This window comes from Alkalicella caledoniensis (assembly GCF_014467015.1).
GTDB lineage: Bacteria > Bacillota > Proteinivoracia > Proteinivoracales > Proteinivoracaceae > Alkalicella > Alkalicella caledoniensis.
Genome location: NZ_CP058559.1, coordinates 2,287,672 through 2,305,363 on the forward strand (window position 1 = coordinate 2,287,672; position 17,692 = coordinate 2,305,363).

Below are 17,692 nucleotides of genomic sequence, written 5' to 3' on the forward strand. Positions count from 1 at the left end.
CGGTGAGGAACCAACAATGTTAGAGATGTTTGAAGAAATGAACGAATTCTTAGTTAAAAAAGGCATGAAAGATAAAGTAAACGTCAAGTTTATTGATGTAATGGAAGATGACTTGACAGGATATGAAAATGAAGTCGATATTTTAAATCAGGGATATCCATTGCCCATCACATTTATAGAAAAACAAGCAGCCTTTGCAGGGAAAGTAGACAATCAAAAACTCTACTCTATTTTAAAAAGATTCTAGGCAAAATAATAACAGCCCTATGAAAGGGCTGTTATTATTTTGCAAATTTATTTAAATCACTTGCTTTCCTTTAACAAAAACATGCTTAATATGAAATTTTTCATCCATTAACATTAAATCAGCATATTTTCCTACAGCTACACTGCCTGTTATATCATCTACTCCAATTAGTTTGGCAGGATTGATTGAAGCTGCCTTAAGGGCATCTTCCAAGGGGATGCCAAAATCTACACAGTTTTTTACGCAACTCATGAGATTAGTTGTTGATCCAGCAATTGTTCCGTTTTCTAAGGTGGCAGTGGAATCCTTCACAATTACTTTCTGTCCACCTAACTCATATATACCATCTGAAAGGCCACAGGCACACATACTATCACTTACCAATATAATCCTCTCAGCCCCTACAGTTTTAAAGGTAGAGCGTATGACGGCAGGGTGTACATGAATACCGTCACAAATAAGCTCGCAACTAACGTTGCTATCAAATGCTGCGCCCACGAGGCCAGGGGAACGATGTGTAAAAGGTGCCATGGCATTGTAAAGATGTGTTATATTGGAGGCTCCCAAATCAATAGCTTTCATTGAGATATCATAATCAGCCGTTGTGTGAGCTAATGAAATAACAGTAGAGTCTTTCAGTGAACTAGTAAACTGGTCACTTCCATCCAATTCAGGGGAAAGGCAACAGACCCTAATATTATTTCCACTAGACTCATTTAGTCTGTGGAACATTTCAATATCAGGATTTTTTAGATTATCTCCGGACTGGGCACCCTTTTTAAGCTCGTTGAAAAAAGGTCCTTCCATATTGATCCCATGCATATATGCACCTTTTTTGTTCTCCCTTATAAAATCCTTTGCGATCTTAAATATGCTATGTAACTTTTCTTCACTTAAAGACATAGAAGTTCCAAGGAAGGACGTTATTCCATTATGTGCTAGATATGTTGAGATGGTTTCTAAGGATGATATTTTACCATCGCAAAAGTCGCATCCATTACAACCATGGGTGTGGATATCAATCAAGCCGGGAACGACATAAAGTCCTTTAGCATCGATTGTTGCTTTTTCCACAACCTCACCTATAGTATCTATAATTTCACCGGATAACTTAATGTCTTGCTGTTTGAATGAAAAATTATCACCTAAAACTTGCCCGTTCTTTATAACGGTAGTCATTTTATCACCTACTTTTTTGGCATGTTAAACTGTTCTACACTTTCTGGATGCTTACTCATAATTTCAGATAGTGCCCCTTCGTCTGCCACAACTGTTAAGTCATTGTGTAGTTGTAAAATCGAAGCAGGAACACCCGGTGTTATGGGGCCAAAAAGGGAATCATATAAAATCTTGGATTTGCCCTCACCGCTGGCCAATAATAGGATTTTCTTCGCCTGCATTATACTTTTAATACCCATGGTATATGCATGGGTAGGCACCTCTTCCTTGGAGTCAAAAAATCTTGCATTGGCTTCAATGGTTTTGTCGTCAAGCTTAACGCAATGGGTTTCTTTTTCAAAAGCCTCGTTTGGTTCGTTAAATCCAATATGACCATTATGGCCGATTCCAAGTAGCTGTATATCAATTCCACCTAGTTGTTTAATAATATTATTATAACGTTTACACTCAAGCTGGGCATCTTTTTCCATGCCATCAGGGATATAAGTATTCTTTAGGTTAATATTTATGTGTTTAAAGAAGTTTTCATACATGTAATAATAGTAACTTTGATCACTGTCTGCTTTAATGCCACAGTATTCATCGAGGTTTACTGACTTAATCTTAGAAAAATCAATGTCTCCTTTTTCATACCATTCAATTAGCTGCTTGTACACTCCTGTGGGTGTTGAACCAGTGGCTAAACCTACAACACTTTTTGTATTTAATATAACTTGTGCTGAAAGGATATTGGCAGCCTTGCGACTCATATCTTGATAATCACGTGCAAAAAGTATTTTCATCTTACTACCCCTTTTCCTTAAGAATCATTTTCTTATTCCATTTAAATGGATATTAACATAGGGTCTTCTAAACGTCAATTGTAGAACTCATATATTTAAATAAAAACTTGAAAGTTTCATATATTTTTGATAAATTAGATGGAAACATCCACTTATTGAAACAAAGTTTCGTTTGTGGCATATTTCGTTGACACTTAGGTTCATGGTGATAAAATAAAAGTAAGATAAGCGAGGTAGCTAAAATGAAAAGTGTAATTGTAAGATTGAGGGAGTACTATAACGAAGCAAGCACAACTGAGAAGGAAATAGTTAAGTACGTAATAAAACATCCAGAAGAAACATCTCAAATGACCGTTTATAAGCTTGCAGAAAAGACCTTCTCATCACCGGCTTCTATTATTAGAATGTGCCAGAAAAATGGATTTGGAGGATTTAAGGATTTTAGTAAGGCTTTGATCTTTGAGTTAGCCATGCGTTCCCAGAATCAATCCGCTGAAAAAAGTGAAATAACAAAATCCGATAGAATCGAGGATATAATCGAAAAAGTCACCTACAAAAACATTATATCCTTAGAGGACACCAAAAATCTCATGGACCCTGAAACCCTAAATAAAAGTATTCAATTACTAATCAATAGTGAAAACATATGTATATATGGCATTGGATCCTCACTTATCGTTGCAAAGGATGCCCAACAAAAGTTCATGAGGCTAAATAAACATTGTTCTGTAAGTGATGACTGGCATTTACAATTATTATCAGCAAGAAACATGTCAGATAGAGATGTTGGAATAATCGTATCATACTCAGGTCAGACCGCAGAGATGATAGAATGTGCCAATACCATGAAGGAAAATGGAGTAAAGATTATATCAATTACAAAATACGGAACATCACCCATTGTTGAAATTTGTGATTACAACATATTTGTTGCTGCAAATGAATCAACATTTAGGAGTGGTGCTATGTCTTCGAGAATATCGCAGCTTAATGTTATTGATATATTATATACTGGTTTTGCAAATACGCAATATGAGAAATCCCTTCAATTAATTGCTAAAACACATATCAGAAAGGGGAATAACTAATGATAGATTTAAATAGTATGTCAACAGAACAAAGGAATAATAAAACATTAGATTTAGATACAATGTCAATAACTGATGCCTTAAACACTATGAATGAAGAAGACGCTAAGGTTCCAGAAGCCATAAAAAAAGTAATCCCCCAAATTGAAAAGGCTGTAAAAGGTGTAATAGCAGCTTTTGAAAAAGGTGGAAGACTAATTTATATGGGCGCAGGTACCAGTGGTAGACTAGGTGTGTTAGATGCAGTGGAATGCCCTCCAACCTTTGGCACTCCACCAGAAAAGGTTGTTGGACTGATAGCAGGAGGAGAGAAAGCCTTTGTTAAAGCAGTTGAGGGTGCTGAAGATAGTATAACAATGGGTGTAGAGGATCTTAAAGAGATTGGTCTTACCCCAGAGGATATTGTGATAGGAATAGCTGCCAGCGGTAGGACTCCATATGTTATAGCTGCTTTAGATTATGCGAAAAAGGTAGGGTGTGAAACAGTTGGTATATCCTGCAATAAAGATTCAGCTGTGGGTTTAGCAGCTGATATAGCCATAGAGATTGTTGTTGGACCTGAGGTATTAACAGGGTCCACAAGATTAAAAGCCGGTACCGCGCAAAAAATGGTGTTAAATATGATATCTACTACTGCCATGGTTGGCATTGGGAAAGTCTATAAAAATTTAATGGTAGATGTCCAGAGGACCAATAAAAAGCTTGAAACTAGGGCAGAAAATATCATTATGAATGCCACTGAAGTTGATAGGGATACTGCAAAGGAAGTTTTGGAAAAAGCTGAGGGCAGTGTTAAGTTTGCAATAACTATGATTTTACTAAACTGTGATTTGCAAACAGCTAAAGAGAAATTAATTTTGGCCAATGGCCATATTAGGAAAACCCTAATATAAAATAAAAAAAGGAAGAGGTGTTTTCAGATGGCGACTAACAAAGAATTAGCCAGCAAAATCCTTGAATTAGTTGGTGGTAAAAGCAATGTCAAAGCTGCAACTAATTGTATGACCAGATTACGTCTTCGAATCAAGGATACTTCAAAAGTTAAAGTGGATGAACTAAAATCCACCGAGGGAGTAATGGGTGTTGTAGAGTCTGATACCCTGCAGGTTGTTGTGGGACCTGGAAAAGCTAAAAAACTTGCAGATATTTTTAACGATGAACTAGGAGTACCTAAGGATTCAGTGGTTACTGAAGACTGGCAAGAAAATAAAGCAAGTGTTAAGGCTGGACAAAAGAAAGGTGCTTTAAAAGCAGGCCTAGAAACAATAGCCGGAATCTTTATACCTCTTATACCTGCAATTATTGCAGCGGGTATTTTTAACGGATTTGCATCCCTAATTGGTACAATGCAAGGTCAAGAAGTTATAAGTGGTGATACATGGGAATTTATCCGTCTAATGTTCTCGCTAATAGGATCTGGTTTCTTAGGTTACTTCGCAATATATACAGGTGTTAATGCAGCCAAAAGATTTGGAGCAACTGAAGCCCTAGGTGGTATGATAGGTGCCATGACCATAGGTTCTCAAATTGTTAATATATCTCAAATGTTTGGTCTGTATGACGCAGACGTTCCATTAAACTCAATTCTAACTACTGGAAAAGGTGGTATCATTGGTGTTATCATCGGTGTTTATTTATTAGCTAAAGTAGAGAAAGCTGTTAGGAAAGTAGTGCCCGATGTTTTAGATCTTATTGTAACTCCTCTAGTTACATTATTAGTAGTTGGTTTAGCACTTGTACTAGTTATTATGCCAGTTTCAGGATTTGCTTCAGACATTCTAGTTGATGGATTAAGTGTTATCATCAACTCTGATAACACAATTGTAAGTATAATATCTGGATATGTTTTAGCAGCACTTTTCTTACCAATGGTTCTTTTAGGCTTACACCATGGTCTTATCCCAATATATGCAATCCAGCTAGAAGCCATGGGTGGGGTATCCCTATTCCCTGTACTTGCAATGGCTGGTGCTGGTCAAGTTGGTGCAGCTATAGCTATATACCTAAAAGCAAAAAAAGTTAATAACAAAAGGATGCAGTCAGTTATTACAGGTGCACTACCAGCAGGTATTCTAGGAATTGGTGAACCGCTAATATACGGTGTTACACTTCCATTGGGTAAACCATTTATAACTGCAGGTTTAGGTGCTGGTTTCGGTGGAGCCTATGTAATGGCTACAAACGTAATGGCTTCAGCATGGGGACCATCAGGTCTTGTTGCGCTACCACTTATGCATGCAGATAAAATCATCCATTTCTTCTTTGGTATCGTTATATCCTATATAGGTGGTTTCATCATAACAAATATCTTTATCAACTCTAAAGACGTAGAAAATGTATAATAAATTAGGATTATCCGTTTACGTATCTACCTTTGATACCCAAATGGATATGCTAGAAAAATTTAAGGGGAGTGGATACTATGTATTCACTTCCTTCCATATCCAAGAGGAGTTTAACGATACCTATTTGACTAAATCAAAACAAATGTGTAATTGGCTCAAAGAAATGGGATTTCAGATAATAGCAGATGTATCCCCAAAAACCCTTTCTATTTTTGAAAAAGATTCTATCATTGGCTTTGCTAAGGAAATGAGCATTGATGTATTACGGTTGGACTATGGTTTTACTGAAGAAGAAATACTTCATGTGGCAAAATACTATCCAATATCATTTAATGCATCCACAGACGATGTGTCTGTTGCTAAGAAAATATTAGAAATGGGAACTGAAGTATTTGCCTTACACAACTTTTACCCAAGACCGGAAACTGGCCTAGATGACCACTTCTTTAACCACATGAACACAAAACTACAAGAAGCAGGTATAAAAGCTTTGGCTTTCATACCAGGGGATGAAACTAAAAGGGCACCTATCCACGAAGGGTTGCCAACCTTGGAAAAGCACCGGAGTATACCGCCATATATAGCTTACCTGGATCTAGCTATAAACTTCGGTGTAGATGGAATTTTTGTTGGAGACGTTAAAATCTCTGATCAACAAAGCAATTTAATATCAGGCTATCTCAAAGATGGAATAATCAGTATACCCGTGGATTTCCCCCAAGGTTATAGCTACCTATACAATGGGGTCTTTACCATAAGAGTCGACTCGCCAAGGGCAATTATGCGCCTACAAGAATCAAGGGAGTACTCTTGCAATGGAGAAAAACAACAACCATATAATTGCGTAGAAAGAACCATAGGCTCCATAACAATGGACAATATTAAATATGGTAGATACTCAGGTGAAATCCAAATTGTAAGAGAAGCCTTAGCCCAAGACGAAAGAGTAAATGTAATCGGCAACATAAAACCTGAATACCTAAGGATAATGAACTGTGTCAAAAACACCAAAAAAATAAGGTTTGTAAAATAAACACCCTTTGTTGGGTGTTTATTTTCGGTAGGGGCAGGGCTCCGTACCTGCCCGGACCCACGAAAATGTCAAGGATATTGATCGAAGAGTAAAATTGTATAAACTTGAATACATCTACAATTCACTGTAAAATTAAATGAATAACCTGAAAAAACGGAGTGAGTCAAATGAACAACGAAAAATACTGGAAAGCATTAGAACACTTAGTTTCCACATCAAAGATAATAATAGACAGACCCAAAGGAACCCGCCACCCAACAGCAACGCAAATAATCTACCCACTAGATTACGGATACTTAGAAGGGACATCAGCAGGAGATGGAGAAGGAATAGATGTATGGCTAGGAACTCAAAAAGAAAGACAAGTAGATGCCATAATATGCAGTGTAGACCTAACCAAACGAGACGCAGAAATCAAAATCCTAATAGGTTGCACAGAACAAGAAAAAGAGACAATACATAAGTTCCACAATCAGCTTGAACCAATTAGCGGGATGCTGATAAAAAGAAGCAAATAAACCCCTATGAAGGGGTTTACTAGGAGTTGCAAAAATTTGCTTTATCTATAAGCTATAAGCTAAAAGCCAACTGCCTAATTATTAAAGAATTATTAAATCTATATAGATAATATTGTAAAAAAATGATAATTTAGGCTATAATCTATTCATAACGTAGAATGGAAGGGGTTAAAAAATGATAATTACTACTTGCTAACTTTATTATCAACAGGATAATTAGTGCAAAAGTTGTACGCCTATTTGGGTCTGTACTTCTATTTGTTATGCAAGTAGAGTTAATATAGATTAAATCATTTTTAACTACCTATATCCTGGTATTCAATTACCATGATAAGACATGCAAATCCCAATGATTTTAACCTGTAATTAGCTTCTAATTACAGGTTTATATTTTTAGGCAGACTGAATAGGCCCTTTGTATGTTTTAAAAAAACTTAAGGGGGAAATGAAGATGACAATTAAATTTAGAAATTATGTACAAAAAGAGCGGTTTGGGAGTGACTATCACAAGGTGATTGAATTCTTGAAACGCATAAATCAAGAAGAAGTAGTGAGGCCAAACTTTCAATGGTCAAGATGGGCCTGGTTTATAAGTCGACCCTTAGATAATGAGGAGCAAAAGAACCTAATTGGCCTTTGGGAAGATGAAGGTAAGATTGTGGCACTTGCAACATTTGAATTATTTTTTGGAAATGTATATGTTATCGTAGATAAAGGTTATAATTTTTTACTACAAGAGATTATTTCATATTCCATAGATAACCTATCCAACGACGGAGAACTAAAGATCATAATAAATGATAACGATAAAGAATTTCAATCTATGGCAGCAAAAAACGGATTTAGGCCTACTGAAAAAAAACAGTGTGTTGCAAAGCTGGAAATAACTGATAACTTGGACTATAACCTTCCAGAGGGATTTACCGTAACTAGCATGGCAGACAACTGGGACTTTCATCAGTACAACAGTGTAATGTGGAAAGGATTTGGATCCAAAGGAGAGCCAGACCAAAGTCCTGAAATGATTGATTGGAGAAAGACCATGTTAAGTAGTCCACACCTAACGCCTGAGATTACCATAGCAGTAGTCGCCCCAAATGGAAACTATGCTTCCCATTGTGGACTGTGGTACCACCCAGAAGAGGGCTATGCCAATGTGGAGCCAGTGGCAACAGATCCAGACTATCGCAAAATGGGTCTAGCTAAAGCTGCTATATATGAATCAGTTTTACGGGCAGCAAAATTAGGTGCAAAAGAAGCATATGTGGTATCATCACAGCAGTTTTATTATAATATCGGATTTAGACCCCACTGCACAGAAACATGGTGGGAGTTAGTTTAGTGAGGTAGGGGCAGGGCTCGCACCTGCCCCTTACATTTAATGTCTAGCTTTCGACTGCTTTATAGTTATAGTGTACTAACCTGTTGATAAGGGATAACCATTTATCAAAGGAATATTTATATTGGAGGTAGTGATGAGGAAAAAATTAGCAACCCTAGGATTATTTTTAGTTTTAGCTATAATTCCCTATACTTTTACGTACAATGGGTACGTGAAAACAGAAAGCATGGATGCACTTGTTGAAAGTTTAGAAACAGAAACCCCGAATTTACTAGAAAAATATAAAATACCAGGGGCAGCAATATCAATAATAGAAAATGGGAATGTAAGATGGATCGGGACCTTCGGAAATGCCGATATTGAAGGGGAAGTGGAAGTTAGTAAAGAATCAGTGTTCCAAGTTGCTTCCATTTCTAAGTCCGTTACAGCCCTTGGAATCATGAGGTTAGTCGAGCAAGGGAAAATCAGTCTAAATGAGCCAATTGAAAGTTATATATCGAGATGGGAAATACCTGAATCCATATACGATAAGAATGATGTTACTATAAGACGATTATTAAGCCATACCTCGGGATTATCTGTAGGAGGAGGTTACCCAGGTTATGAACCATCTAAAGAATTACCAACACTAGAAGAATCACTAAGTGGTATTGGAGGGGGTTCAAGGCCTGTGGAATTGGTTAGAAAATCAGGCACACAATATAGTTACTCAGGTGGAGGGTATAACTTACTACAATTATTGATAGAAGAAGTCACTGGTAGGGAATTTGCTACCTTCATGAAAGAAGATATATTAATCCCCTTTGGTATGAACAGCAGTAGTTTTCTCTGGGAGGAAAATTTACGAGGTAACACTGCTAAGGCTTATGACGTTAACTTAGAACTACTACCTAACTACCTATTTATTGAAAAGGCCGCCGCGGGGTTATATACAACAATTGAAGATATGAGTAAGCTTGTAATAGGAGAAATAGAGAGCTACAATGGGTCAGGAATTTTTCAATCAGAAACTATTAGAGAAATGTACGAACCAGTTCTTGAAGTAAAGGGTCTAGAAGGATTTATATATGATAACACTGCTTTGGGCCATTTTGTAAATTTAGATAGTAATAGCAATATGATAGTATCCCATGATGGAGGAAACAACGGCTGGAGAGCAAATTTTAGTTTGGCACCAAAAGAAGGTAATGGTGTGGTCATATTAACAAATGGAAATAACGGGGATTATCTATTAACTGAAGTGTTGAACTCTTGGCATTACACAAACTTCCAAGAAGACCGTTCCTTCGATAAGTTAGAACATAGGGTTATTGCAACTATATATTCCCTGACATCTGTACTTGTACTTTGGTCAGGGCTAGTAATTATGAAAATAGCTAAGGGAGTTAAAGATGGTAGAGTAGAAGTTAAGGTATTTTCGAGAAAAATAACCTTATTTATCAAATGCTTTATATGCGCAGTTTTAATACTTGTACTTTACCTGATATATATGATTCTAGTTCCGATATTGGGTTTTATATACCCAGGCATAGGAAGTATATTATTTACAGGCATACTAATTCGAAGCATACTAATAGTTATTCAAATATTCATTACCACAAAACCAGAAGGATTAGCCATCTAATAGAAATAACCCACAGCATAAGCTGTGGGTTATTTCTGTGGTATTGGACTAAAGGTTTTGCATCTTACCAATTAAATGGATATAATAAAGGTAACATCCAAATAAAGGAGCTCAAATAATGCTAAAAAAAGATGATATAGTTGAAATAAAGATTGAAGATGTAACACACGAAGGAGAAGGTGTAGGAAAAATAGATGGCTTTGCCCTATTCGTACCTAAAACAGTAACGGGGGATGTGGTTAAAGCAAAGGTTATTAGCACAAAAAAAGCCTATGGCCGTGCACTAATAGAAGAGATAATAACTCCTTCACCCCATAGAGTAGAACCCAAATGTAGTGTTTATGACGACTGTGGCGGCTGTAATCTACAACATGCTAGCTATGAGCACCAAATGCAGATAAAAAGAAAGATAGTATCCGATGCCATAAAAAGAATAGGTGGCTTTGAAGACGTTCCTGTACATGAAACCCTTTCAGCAGACAGCGAGAACTACCGTAACAAAATGCAAGCACCTGTGGGAATAATCGAAGGTAAAACTGTGGCAGGATTCTATAAACCTCGCAGCCACGATATTGTAGAAACAGAAAGCTGTACCATCCAACATAGTCACAACAATCACATATTAAACAACATTGTAAAAGCTGTACGTGAGCTAGAAATTCCCCCATACGAAGAAAAGACAGGTAAAGGAACAATCCGTCATATCATGACAAGGGTGGGAGTAGCCACAAACCAAACCATGGCCGTAATAGTGGTAACAGATAAAACCTTCCACAAAAAGGGGGATCTAGTTACTAAAATAAGAAAGTTACTACCAAAGCTCACAACCCTAGTTATAAACGTAAACAACAAAAAAACCAACGTTATTCTAGGGGAAGAAAGCCAAGTAGTGTTTGGCCCAGGATATATAGAAGAGATATCACAAGACATAACCTTTAAAATCTCTCCACTATCCTTCTTCCAAGTAAACCCTAAAGGGATGGAGCTTCTATATAACAAAGCAGTGGAATACGCAAGTCTGACCGGAGAAGAAAATGTAATAGACGCTTACTGTGGACTAGGAAGTATCAGCCTATTTATGGCTAAAAAGGCAAGGGAAGTAATTGGCATAGAAGTAGTGCCCCAAGCAGTAGCTGATGCCAATGAAAACGCCAAAATTAACAAAATAGAAAACGTAAAATTCATAGAAGGAAAAGCAGAAGAAATCATGGTAGACCTAGCGGAAAAAGGAGAGTACAACGACGTAGTTGTACTAGATCCTCCAAGAAAAGGATGCGAAGAATCCTTACTTGTAGCCATCAAAAGAATGGCCCCAGAAAAAGTAGTATACGTATCCTGTAACCCTTCAACACTGGCAAGGGATCTAAAAATATTGTGCCAAAATGAAGACTACAAACTAGAAGAAGTACAGCCAGTAGACATGTTCCCACATACGGGACATGTAGAAGTTGTCTGTAAATTAAGCAGGTAAATCAATGGTTTCAGGGTTTTGACAAATAAAAAAGGGTGGTTTTGCCACCCTTTTGCCACCCTATTTTGGTTGTGGGTGGCAGACCTTTTCAAATATATCAACAGTATCTTTGGACATCTTTTCAGTTGCATGGGTATAGGTGTCCATTGTGGTTGTAAGCCTGGAATGACCAAGCCTTGTTTGAACATCCTTCATATTAGCACCATTTTCAATAAGCAGGGTGGCATGTGTGTGCCTTAAAGCATGGAAGTTGAACTGAATTAGAAGTTCATAGTTTATGACCCTGCTGCAATATCTAATGGTTTCAGGTGTGACCAATCCACCATCTTCCTTGGTGCAAACATATTGAAGCTGGGTGTCAGTTGTCTTGAATTCCTTTGTTCCATCAACAGAATAAATCCTTTCATTCTTGTCCACATAATACTGGTTATAATGCTTCCCATACTTCAGGCGGTTTTCCATTTGCCATTTCTTATGCTTCTTCAGAATGTCAAGCAAGGTTTTCCCAATTGGTATTTTCCTTACTGATGATTCTGTTTTGGTTGAACCAAAATACCATTGCTTTTTTTCCTTCTTCAGTAAGATTTTATTGATTTCAATTACCTTGTTTTCCAGGTCAATATCTTCCCAAGTTAAAGCACAACATTCCCCAACCCTTGTTCCAGTGTGATAAGCAATCTGCAAAGGGATGTAAAAAGAATTGCCCTGGGGGAAGCGGTCAATAATCCTTTGGAATTCATCCTGGGTGATAACCTTCCTGTCAGTGTCATATTTCTTGTTTTCATTCTTTGGCAGCTTTACATATTGCATTGGGTTGTCCTTGATGAACTTGTAAGGGTGAACTGCTGCCTTGAATGAACCTGAAAGCACTGAAATAATATTGACCAAGTAATTCTTTGCAAAACCTTGGGTTGACTTTTCATTTACAAACTGCTGAAGAACAGCAGGGGTGATGGATTTCAGTTTGTACGAACCAATGGCTGGCTTGATGTGGTTAGTGATGATTCGTGAATATCCGTCAATGGTGTTATACTTACAATTCATTTCAACATAGTTTTTCAGCCAATAATCCATGTAATCAGCAACAGAAATTTCACTTGGTTCAAATAAAAGACCTGCATTTTCATATTCCTGAAGTGCTTTTCTTAATGCAGCTTCAGCTTCCTTCTTGGTGTTCCCACCCTTCCTTTCAATCTTCTTTCTTTTCCCTTCTACCTTGCCCAAGTCAAAATAATAATACCAACTGCTTCCACGTTTCCTTACTCCACCTTTCATATTCAAACCACCTTTCTTAATTGTTCCAAAGGTGATAAAATGCTATAATTATTATGAGTTGGTGCATTTATCCCTTTGGGTAAGTGTATCTAATAATCCCTTGGTGTTGGTAGCACCAGGGGGTTATTTTTTTTTATTTCTTGCTTTCATCAGCCTTGAAAATCTCGAATTCTATGGATTTTTTTATAATATCTTGAAATTCATCAAATTCTTCTTCAGTAAATGAAATAGTCTTTTTATCCTTACTCAAACTGACAACAAAGGTTTCATTGTCCCCATCAGTCAATGATTCATCATCCCGCATATCCTTTTCAATACGAACCAGGTATTTAATTGATTCCAAGTATCTTATGAAACTGGTTAATTCTTCACTTTGTTCTGCAAGAATTATGTTTTCTTCCCTTTCCATTGGTACATCATAACCCATTAACCAACCTTCATTTACATTCAAGGCTTTAGCAAGATGAAATATTGCATTTTGCTTTGGTTGCCTATCACCATTTTCATACTTCCTGATGCTTATTTCTGAAATGGATGATAGCTTTGACAATTCTTTTTGAGTTAAATCTCTTTCCTTTCTCAAAGACCTAATTCTTTCACCTATATTCATTCCTTTTATCACCTCCAAATTTAGTGTAGCACATTCAAAGTGAAAATAAAAGATACAAAAAGAACTATTTCAACATTGACAGATAAAAATGTATCTGATAAGATAATAACAGATACAAAAGTTACTGTCAATGAAATTTGTATCGAAAACTGAACTTTTTATTAAGAAAAGTTCAAGAACTTATGAAAGGGGATAGAAAATGATGAAATTGGATTCTCAAAAGCTTTTAATTGGAATGGCAAATGCTTGTATCACGATTACTGAACTTGCAGAAAAATCCAATGTTTCAAGACCAGCATTAACCAAGTTCACCACTGGTAAGAGTAATCCCAAGCCTGCAACAATTGGTAAGCTGGCAAAGGCATTGGATGTCAAGGTTGAAGATTTGATTGAAAGGGGTGAATAAGGATGCGGGAAATCAAAGATGATGACATTTTATACACAGTGGCAGAAGTTGCAAAGATAATGCGAACAAACCCCGCTTATGTTTATGAACTGATAAAAGCTAATTTGCTTCCAGTTCTTAAATTGGGCAGCTATAAGGTCAGAAAAGATGATTTGCTGGAATTCCTTGAAACGCATGTAGGGATGGATTTGAGTAACCCCCATCAAATTAAACAGCTTGAAGTAAGTAAAGGCGAATGATGATATGGAACTTATTACTGAAAGGCAGGTGATATTGCTTGTTTGAATGGGATAAAACAGGATTTTTTAAAGGTTTCGTACCTAATAAGACAAAGAAAGGCAGCGAAAAAGAACCCGCTGTTGCTTATACCAAGGAAGAAAATCATATTACCCTGGAAGCTGCAAGAACGCATAAAAGCTTCAGTGGTGTTTTAGCTGATGATGCAGCTTTGATTGAATTTGATGACCAAGAGCAAGGGGAAATCTTTCTTAATATAATCAAAGGCTTGAAAATTCCCTGTTTAGTTAGTGACAGGGAAGGTGGTCAAGGTCATCACTTTCTATTTAAAGATACCTTGGGACAATTAAAAACTTGCACTGGTGTAATGTTAGCATGTGGTGTAAGAAAGGTTGATATAAAAACAGGTAAAAGAAACGGTTTAGAATGTTTAAAACTTCTAGGGAATGAAAGAACAGTGATTTACAATGAAGTACCATATTCTGAAACTGAAAAGTGGATGCTTCCCTTAGATAAGGTCATAGAGTTTTCAGAATTAGCTGATGGTGATGGTCGAAATCCCACACTGTTCAGATATATTGGAAGCCTTCAAAATGCTGGATTAACTATTGAAGAAGTCAGGCAAACCATAAGAATTATAAATAAATTTGTTCTTAAAGAACCAGTACAGGAAAAGGAAGTTGAAAGTATTTTGCGGGATGATGCTTTCTTTAGGCAATCATTCTTTAAAGGGAAAACATTCCTGCATGATAAGTTTGGGGATTACTTAAAAAACAACAATAACATCATCAAAATTGATGACAAGCTTCACATTTATCATGAAGGAACTTATATTCAAGCCCTGGACAAGATTGAAAGGGAAATGCTGAAGCTTATTCCTTTTCTAACTGATGCAAAAAGAAAAGAAGTCCTGAAATATCTGAATGTTATATGTGATGAAAAAGTAAAGGCTGATGCAAAACTGATTACCTTTAAGAACGGCATTTACAACATTGAAGATGATTCATTCATGGACTTTTCACCACAGCATGTAATTACTAACAAAATCAACTGGAATTACAACCCTGCTGCTTATTCCGAAATTGCAGATAAGACATTGAATAAGCTTGCTTGTCAAGATGAACAGGTAAGGTTGTTGCTGGAAGAACTGATTGGATACACGTTTTACAGAAGAAATGAATTAGGAAAAGCCTTTATTCTTACTGGTACTGGTGCAAATGGTAAATCAACATTCATTGCTGTTCTGAATCATATCCTGGGGGATAAGAACATTGCAGCATTAGATTTAAAGGAACTTGGTGACAGATTTTCAACAGTCACATTATATGGGAAACTGGCAAACTTGGGTGATGACATTGGAAGTAACTTTATTCCTGACCCTTCCCTTTTCAAGAAGATTACAACAGGGGATAAGATTACAGCAGAACAGAAAGGGCAGCCAAAATTTGAATTCAACCCATACTGTAAGCTTATATTCAGTGCTAATAATGTTCCAAGAATGAATGACAGAAGTAATGCAATAATCAGAAGGTTGGTCATCATACCCTTTGAAGCAAAATTCAGTGATAAAGATAATGACCATGACCCTGAAATCAAGTATAAGCTGCAAAGTCAAGAATCAATTGAATACTTAATAAGCCTTGGAATAACCAGCCTGAAAAGGGTATTGAAAAACAAGAAGTTTTCAATATCAGAAAAAATCAAGAAAGAAGTGGATGAATTTGAGGTTGAAAATAACCCTGTCCTTGGATTTTTAAGGGAATGTGAAGAAGAAGATGTTCAGGTTGAAAATGAGCCTACAAAAGAAATATATCAAAGATACAAAGGATATTGTTCAAGAAATGGCTTTCAGGAAATGTCAAAGACTTCATTTTCAAGGCAGTTAAATCAAGTTGCTGGCTATACAACAGCAGTGACCAGGCTAAAAGGAAGTTTAAGCAGGGTGTATGTTAAAGCGGATAATGTAACTGTAACGTAAAATGTAACGTAAAATGTAACAGGCTTTAAGCCTTATATATAACGGGTTTTGTTAAACTGTTACACTTTGTTACAGATAGTTTTAACTTCTTTATATAAAAACAGTAGAAGAAAAAATTCAATTAGTAAAAATAAATATTATATATATTTACACTTAAAACTGTAACTTCTGTAACAAGTGTAACTGGAAAATAAAAAAGAAAGAAGGTAAAGAAAATGACAGGAAACAATGGAAAAATGGAAACAAAGGGTGTTGACCAGGTATTTGAGGACATGCAGAAAGACCTAAATGATGTGAAGGCACTTATAAGAAGTCTATTCAACAGAAAGATTGGGGGTGTGTTTAATGGATGAATTGAAGCTTATGACAGGTGAAGAATTCTTGAACAAGGTTAGAGGGATTAAGACAATCACAGATATTCAATGGCATATAGAAGGTGAAGATTGGTTTGACCCTGAGTTTGTCCAAATTATAGTAATTGCAGATGGTGAAAAAATTGAAATTACTTATCCAAGACCAAATGATTACTTTTATGATGAGTTTCGTCAATTCTGTGCAATAGCTTTGATTATCAATAAATTCATGGAACAGATAGGTAAGGATTTTAGAACAAATCATGCTAATAATTTGGCACAGGCTATAAATTATTCAAGACAAGAAATTAAAAATTTAAAATAACCCCCGCCTGATGATGACCTGCTGGTTACAGGTCGAAATCCCCTTAATGGGGATAGCGGGAACCCGCTTGGCTTAATGGGAGTTTAATGCCACCCATTTTATATAGATTGTTCTTTGAAAAGTTAATATCAAAGTCGCAATTCACGAATTGTAGGTTTTCATTTCCACCAAAGTGGCAGGTATGGGATATTTCATCCCAACCTAATAAAAAAAAACGAATTGAAAGGATGGTTAAGATTATGAAAAATTTAGAACAGGCTTATTATGATTTTGTGGAGGACAACAGGTTTCCAGAGGTTCAAAAACTTGATAATAAACTGGACAAGCGGTTACAGGAATTGCTTACTGAAAAAGATTTTGATGAAATTTATGAAATTACTGCTGAATTAGGCGGGCTTAATATGGCAACAGGTTTTAAAGCGGGTTATGCAGAGGGAATGAAGGCAGCTTTGGAACTTCTTGCAACTGGTGATTTTGATAAGTTTGTCTTTTGTAGGGACAAGGATGAAGCCACTGAATAATACTTTGGACAAGCATTAAACAATGGCTTCACCTGGTAAATATTGAATTCGCACTTTGATTTTATCATGTGAAGCCAATCTTTACAAATTTGAAAGGCTGGTGTGATTGATGTCAAACGTACTAAAAATTGAAAAGTTAATATCATATATTGGTGAAGATGACTTTCAGCAATTAGTGGAAAATGAACCAGGGATGCACGTCTATATTCCCAAAAGATTTGATGGTAGATTCCATGACATAAAGCAGCGGAATAAGCTGATAAGAGAAGATTATTATAATGGGGTAGATGTTCCTGAATTGTCGGTTAAATATGGATTAAGTGAAGCATGGGTTTATAAGATTATTGCTAAGAGATAA

General features: G+C 36.4%; 20 protein-coding genes. 16 read left to right on the forward strand and 4 right to left on the reverse strand.

Translation table 11 applies throughout. The features are described from left to right. Positions 1-16: 16 nt before the first annotated feature. Complete coding sequence (locus tag HYG86_RS11260; RefSeq protein ID WP_213165666.1) at positions 17-247, forward strand: hypothetical protein; 231 nt, start codon at positions 17-19, stop codon at positions 245-247. Between the two features lie 51 nt (positions 248-298). Here HYG86_RS11260 and nagA read toward each other — a convergent pair whose 3' ends face one another. Together nagA and nagB are read right to left on the reverse strand one after the other, a co-directional pair. Beyond that, positions 299-1,426, reverse strand: a complete 1,128-nt coding sequence (gene nagA, locus HYG86_RS11265; RefSeq protein WP_213165667.1) for an N-acetylglucosamine-6-phosphate deacetylase — start codon at positions 1,424-1,426, stop codon at positions 299-301. A gap of 8 nt (positions 1,427-1,434) precedes the next feature. Next, positions 1,435-2,208, reverse strand: a complete 774-nt coding sequence (gene nagB, locus HYG86_RS11270; RefSeq protein ID WP_213165668.1) for a glucosamine-6-phosphate deaminase — start codon at positions 2,206-2,208, stop codon at positions 1,435-1,437. A 242-nt stretch (positions 2,209-2,450) separates the two neighbouring features. Here nagB and HYG86_RS11275 point away from each other — a divergent pair, with 242 nt between their 5' ends. The 8 genes from HYG86_RS11275 (at position 2,451) to rlmD (ending at position 11,629) form a co-directional block, all read left to right on the forward strand. Continuing rightward, a complete protein-coding gene (locus HYG86_RS11275; RefSeq protein WP_213165669.1) occupies positions 2,451-3,296 on the forward strand; it encodes a MurR/RpiR family transcriptional regulator in 846 nt (281 codons plus the stop codon). Beyond that, positions 3,296-4,189 carry an N-acetylmuramic acid 6-phosphate etherase gene (gene murQ, locus HYG86_RS11280; RefSeq protein ID WP_213165670.1) on the forward strand — a complete coding sequence of 298 codons (894 nt, stop codon included), beginning with the start codon at positions 3,296-3,298 and terminating at the stop codon, positions 4,187-4,189. Before HYG86_RS11275 ends, murQ begins: the two co-directional genes overlap by 1 nt. A gap of 27 nt (positions 4,190-4,216) precedes the next feature. Beyond that, positions 4,217-5,638, forward strand: a complete 1,422-nt coding sequence (locus HYG86_RS11285) for a PTS transporter subunit EIIC (RefSeq protein ID WP_213165671.1) — start codon at positions 4,217-4,219, stop codon at positions 5,636-5,638. After that, positions 5,631-6,674 (forward strand): MupG family TIM beta-alpha barrel fold protein, encoded by a 1,044-nt coding sequence (locus tag HYG86_RS11290; RefSeq protein ID WP_213165672.1) that lies wholly within the window; start codon positions 5,631-5,633, stop codon positions 6,672-6,674. The genes HYG86_RS11285 and HYG86_RS11290 overlap by 8 nt, the downstream gene beginning before the upstream one ends. Before the next feature lie 167 nt (positions 6,675-6,841). Further along, positions 6,842-7,192, forward strand: coding sequence for an inorganic pyrophosphatase (locus tag HYG86_RS11295; protein WP_213165673.1), 351 nt, complete (start codon positions 6,842-6,844; stop codon positions 7,190-7,192). 451 nt (positions 7,193-7,643) lie between these two features. Then, positions 7,644-8,534 (forward strand): GNAT family N-acetyltransferase, encoded by an 891-nt coding sequence (locus HYG86_RS11300; RefSeq protein WP_213165674.1) that lies wholly within the window; start codon positions 7,644-7,646, stop codon positions 8,532-8,534. Positions 8,535-8,667: 133 nt separating this feature from the next. Further along, complete coding sequence (locus tag HYG86_RS11305) at positions 8,668-10,158, forward strand: serine hydrolase domain-containing protein (RefSeq protein ID WP_213165675.1); 1,491 nt, start codon at positions 8,668-8,670, stop codon at positions 10,156-10,158. Positions 10,159-10,276: 118 nt separating this feature from the next. Beyond that, complete coding sequence (rlmD, locus tag HYG86_RS11310; protein WP_213165676.1) at positions 10,277-11,629, forward strand: 23S rRNA (uracil(1939)-C(5))-methyltransferase RlmD; 1,353 nt, start codon at positions 10,277-10,279, stop codon at positions 11,627-11,629. Between the two features lie 60 nt (positions 11,630-11,689). On the opposite strand, the gene HYG86_RS11315 is transcribed toward rlmD, so the two are convergent. Both HYG86_RS11315 and HYG86_RS11320 read right to left on the reverse strand, forming a co-directional pair. Next, the gene (locus HYG86_RS11315; RefSeq protein WP_213165677.1) at positions 11,690-12,904 is read right to left on the reverse strand and encodes a tyrosine-type recombinase/integrase; all 1,215 of its coding nucleotides are present in this window, start codon (positions 12,902-12,904) and stop codon (positions 11,690-11,692) included. 133 nt (positions 12,905-13,037) lie between these two features. Then, positions 13,038-13,514 carry a helix-turn-helix domain-containing protein gene (locus tag HYG86_RS11320; RefSeq protein WP_213165678.1) on the reverse strand — a complete coding sequence of 159 codons (477 nt, stop codon included), beginning with the start codon at positions 13,512-13,514 and terminating at the stop codon, positions 13,038-13,040. 199 nt (positions 13,515-13,713) lie between these two features. On the opposite strand from HYG86_RS11320, the gene HYG86_RS11325 reads away from it, so the two are divergent. The 7 genes from HYG86_RS11325 to HYG86_RS11355 all read left to right on the forward strand — a co-directional run bounded on the left by HYG86_RS11325 (position 13,714) and on the right by HYG86_RS11355 (position 17,692). Further along, positions 13,714-13,920, forward strand: coding sequence for a helix-turn-helix domain-containing protein (locus tag HYG86_RS11325; protein ID WP_213165679.1), 207 nt, complete (start codon positions 13,714-13,716; stop codon positions 13,918-13,920). A gap of 2 nt (positions 13,921-13,922) precedes the next feature. Beyond that, the gene (locus HYG86_RS11330; RefSeq protein ID WP_213165680.1) at positions 13,923-14,159 is read left to right on the forward strand and encodes a helix-turn-helix domain-containing protein; all 237 of its coding nucleotides are present in this window, start codon (positions 13,923-13,925) and stop codon (positions 14,157-14,159) included. Positions 14,160-14,197: 38 nt separating this feature from the next. Then, entirely contained in the window at positions 14,198-16,135 is a 1,938-nt protein-coding gene (locus HYG86_RS11335; protein WP_213165681.1) for a phage/plasmid primase, P4 family, read from the forward strand. 215 nt (positions 16,136-16,350) lie between these two features. After that, the gene (locus HYG86_RS11340) at positions 16,351-16,488 is read left to right on the forward strand and encodes a hypothetical protein (RefSeq protein WP_213165682.1); all 138 of its coding nucleotides are present in this window, start codon (positions 16,351-16,353) and stop codon (positions 16,486-16,488) included. Continuing rightward, a complete protein-coding gene (locus HYG86_RS11345) occupies positions 16,481-16,813 on the forward strand; it encodes a hypothetical protein (protein ID WP_213165683.1) in 333 nt (110 codons plus the stop codon). The genes HYG86_RS11340 and HYG86_RS11345 overlap by 8 nt, the downstream gene beginning before the upstream one ends. 239 nt (positions 16,814-17,052) lie before the next feature. Further along, positions 17,053-17,334 carry a hypothetical protein gene (locus tag HYG86_RS11350; RefSeq protein ID WP_213165684.1) on the forward strand — a complete coding sequence of 94 codons (282 nt, stop codon included), beginning with the start codon at positions 17,053-17,055 and terminating at the stop codon, positions 17,332-17,334. A gap of 109 nt (positions 17,335-17,443) precedes the next feature. Continuing rightward, positions 17,444-17,692, forward strand: coding sequence for a Mor transcription activator family protein (locus tag HYG86_RS11355; RefSeq protein ID WP_213165685.1), 249 nt, complete (start codon positions 17,444-17,446; stop codon positions 17,690-17,692).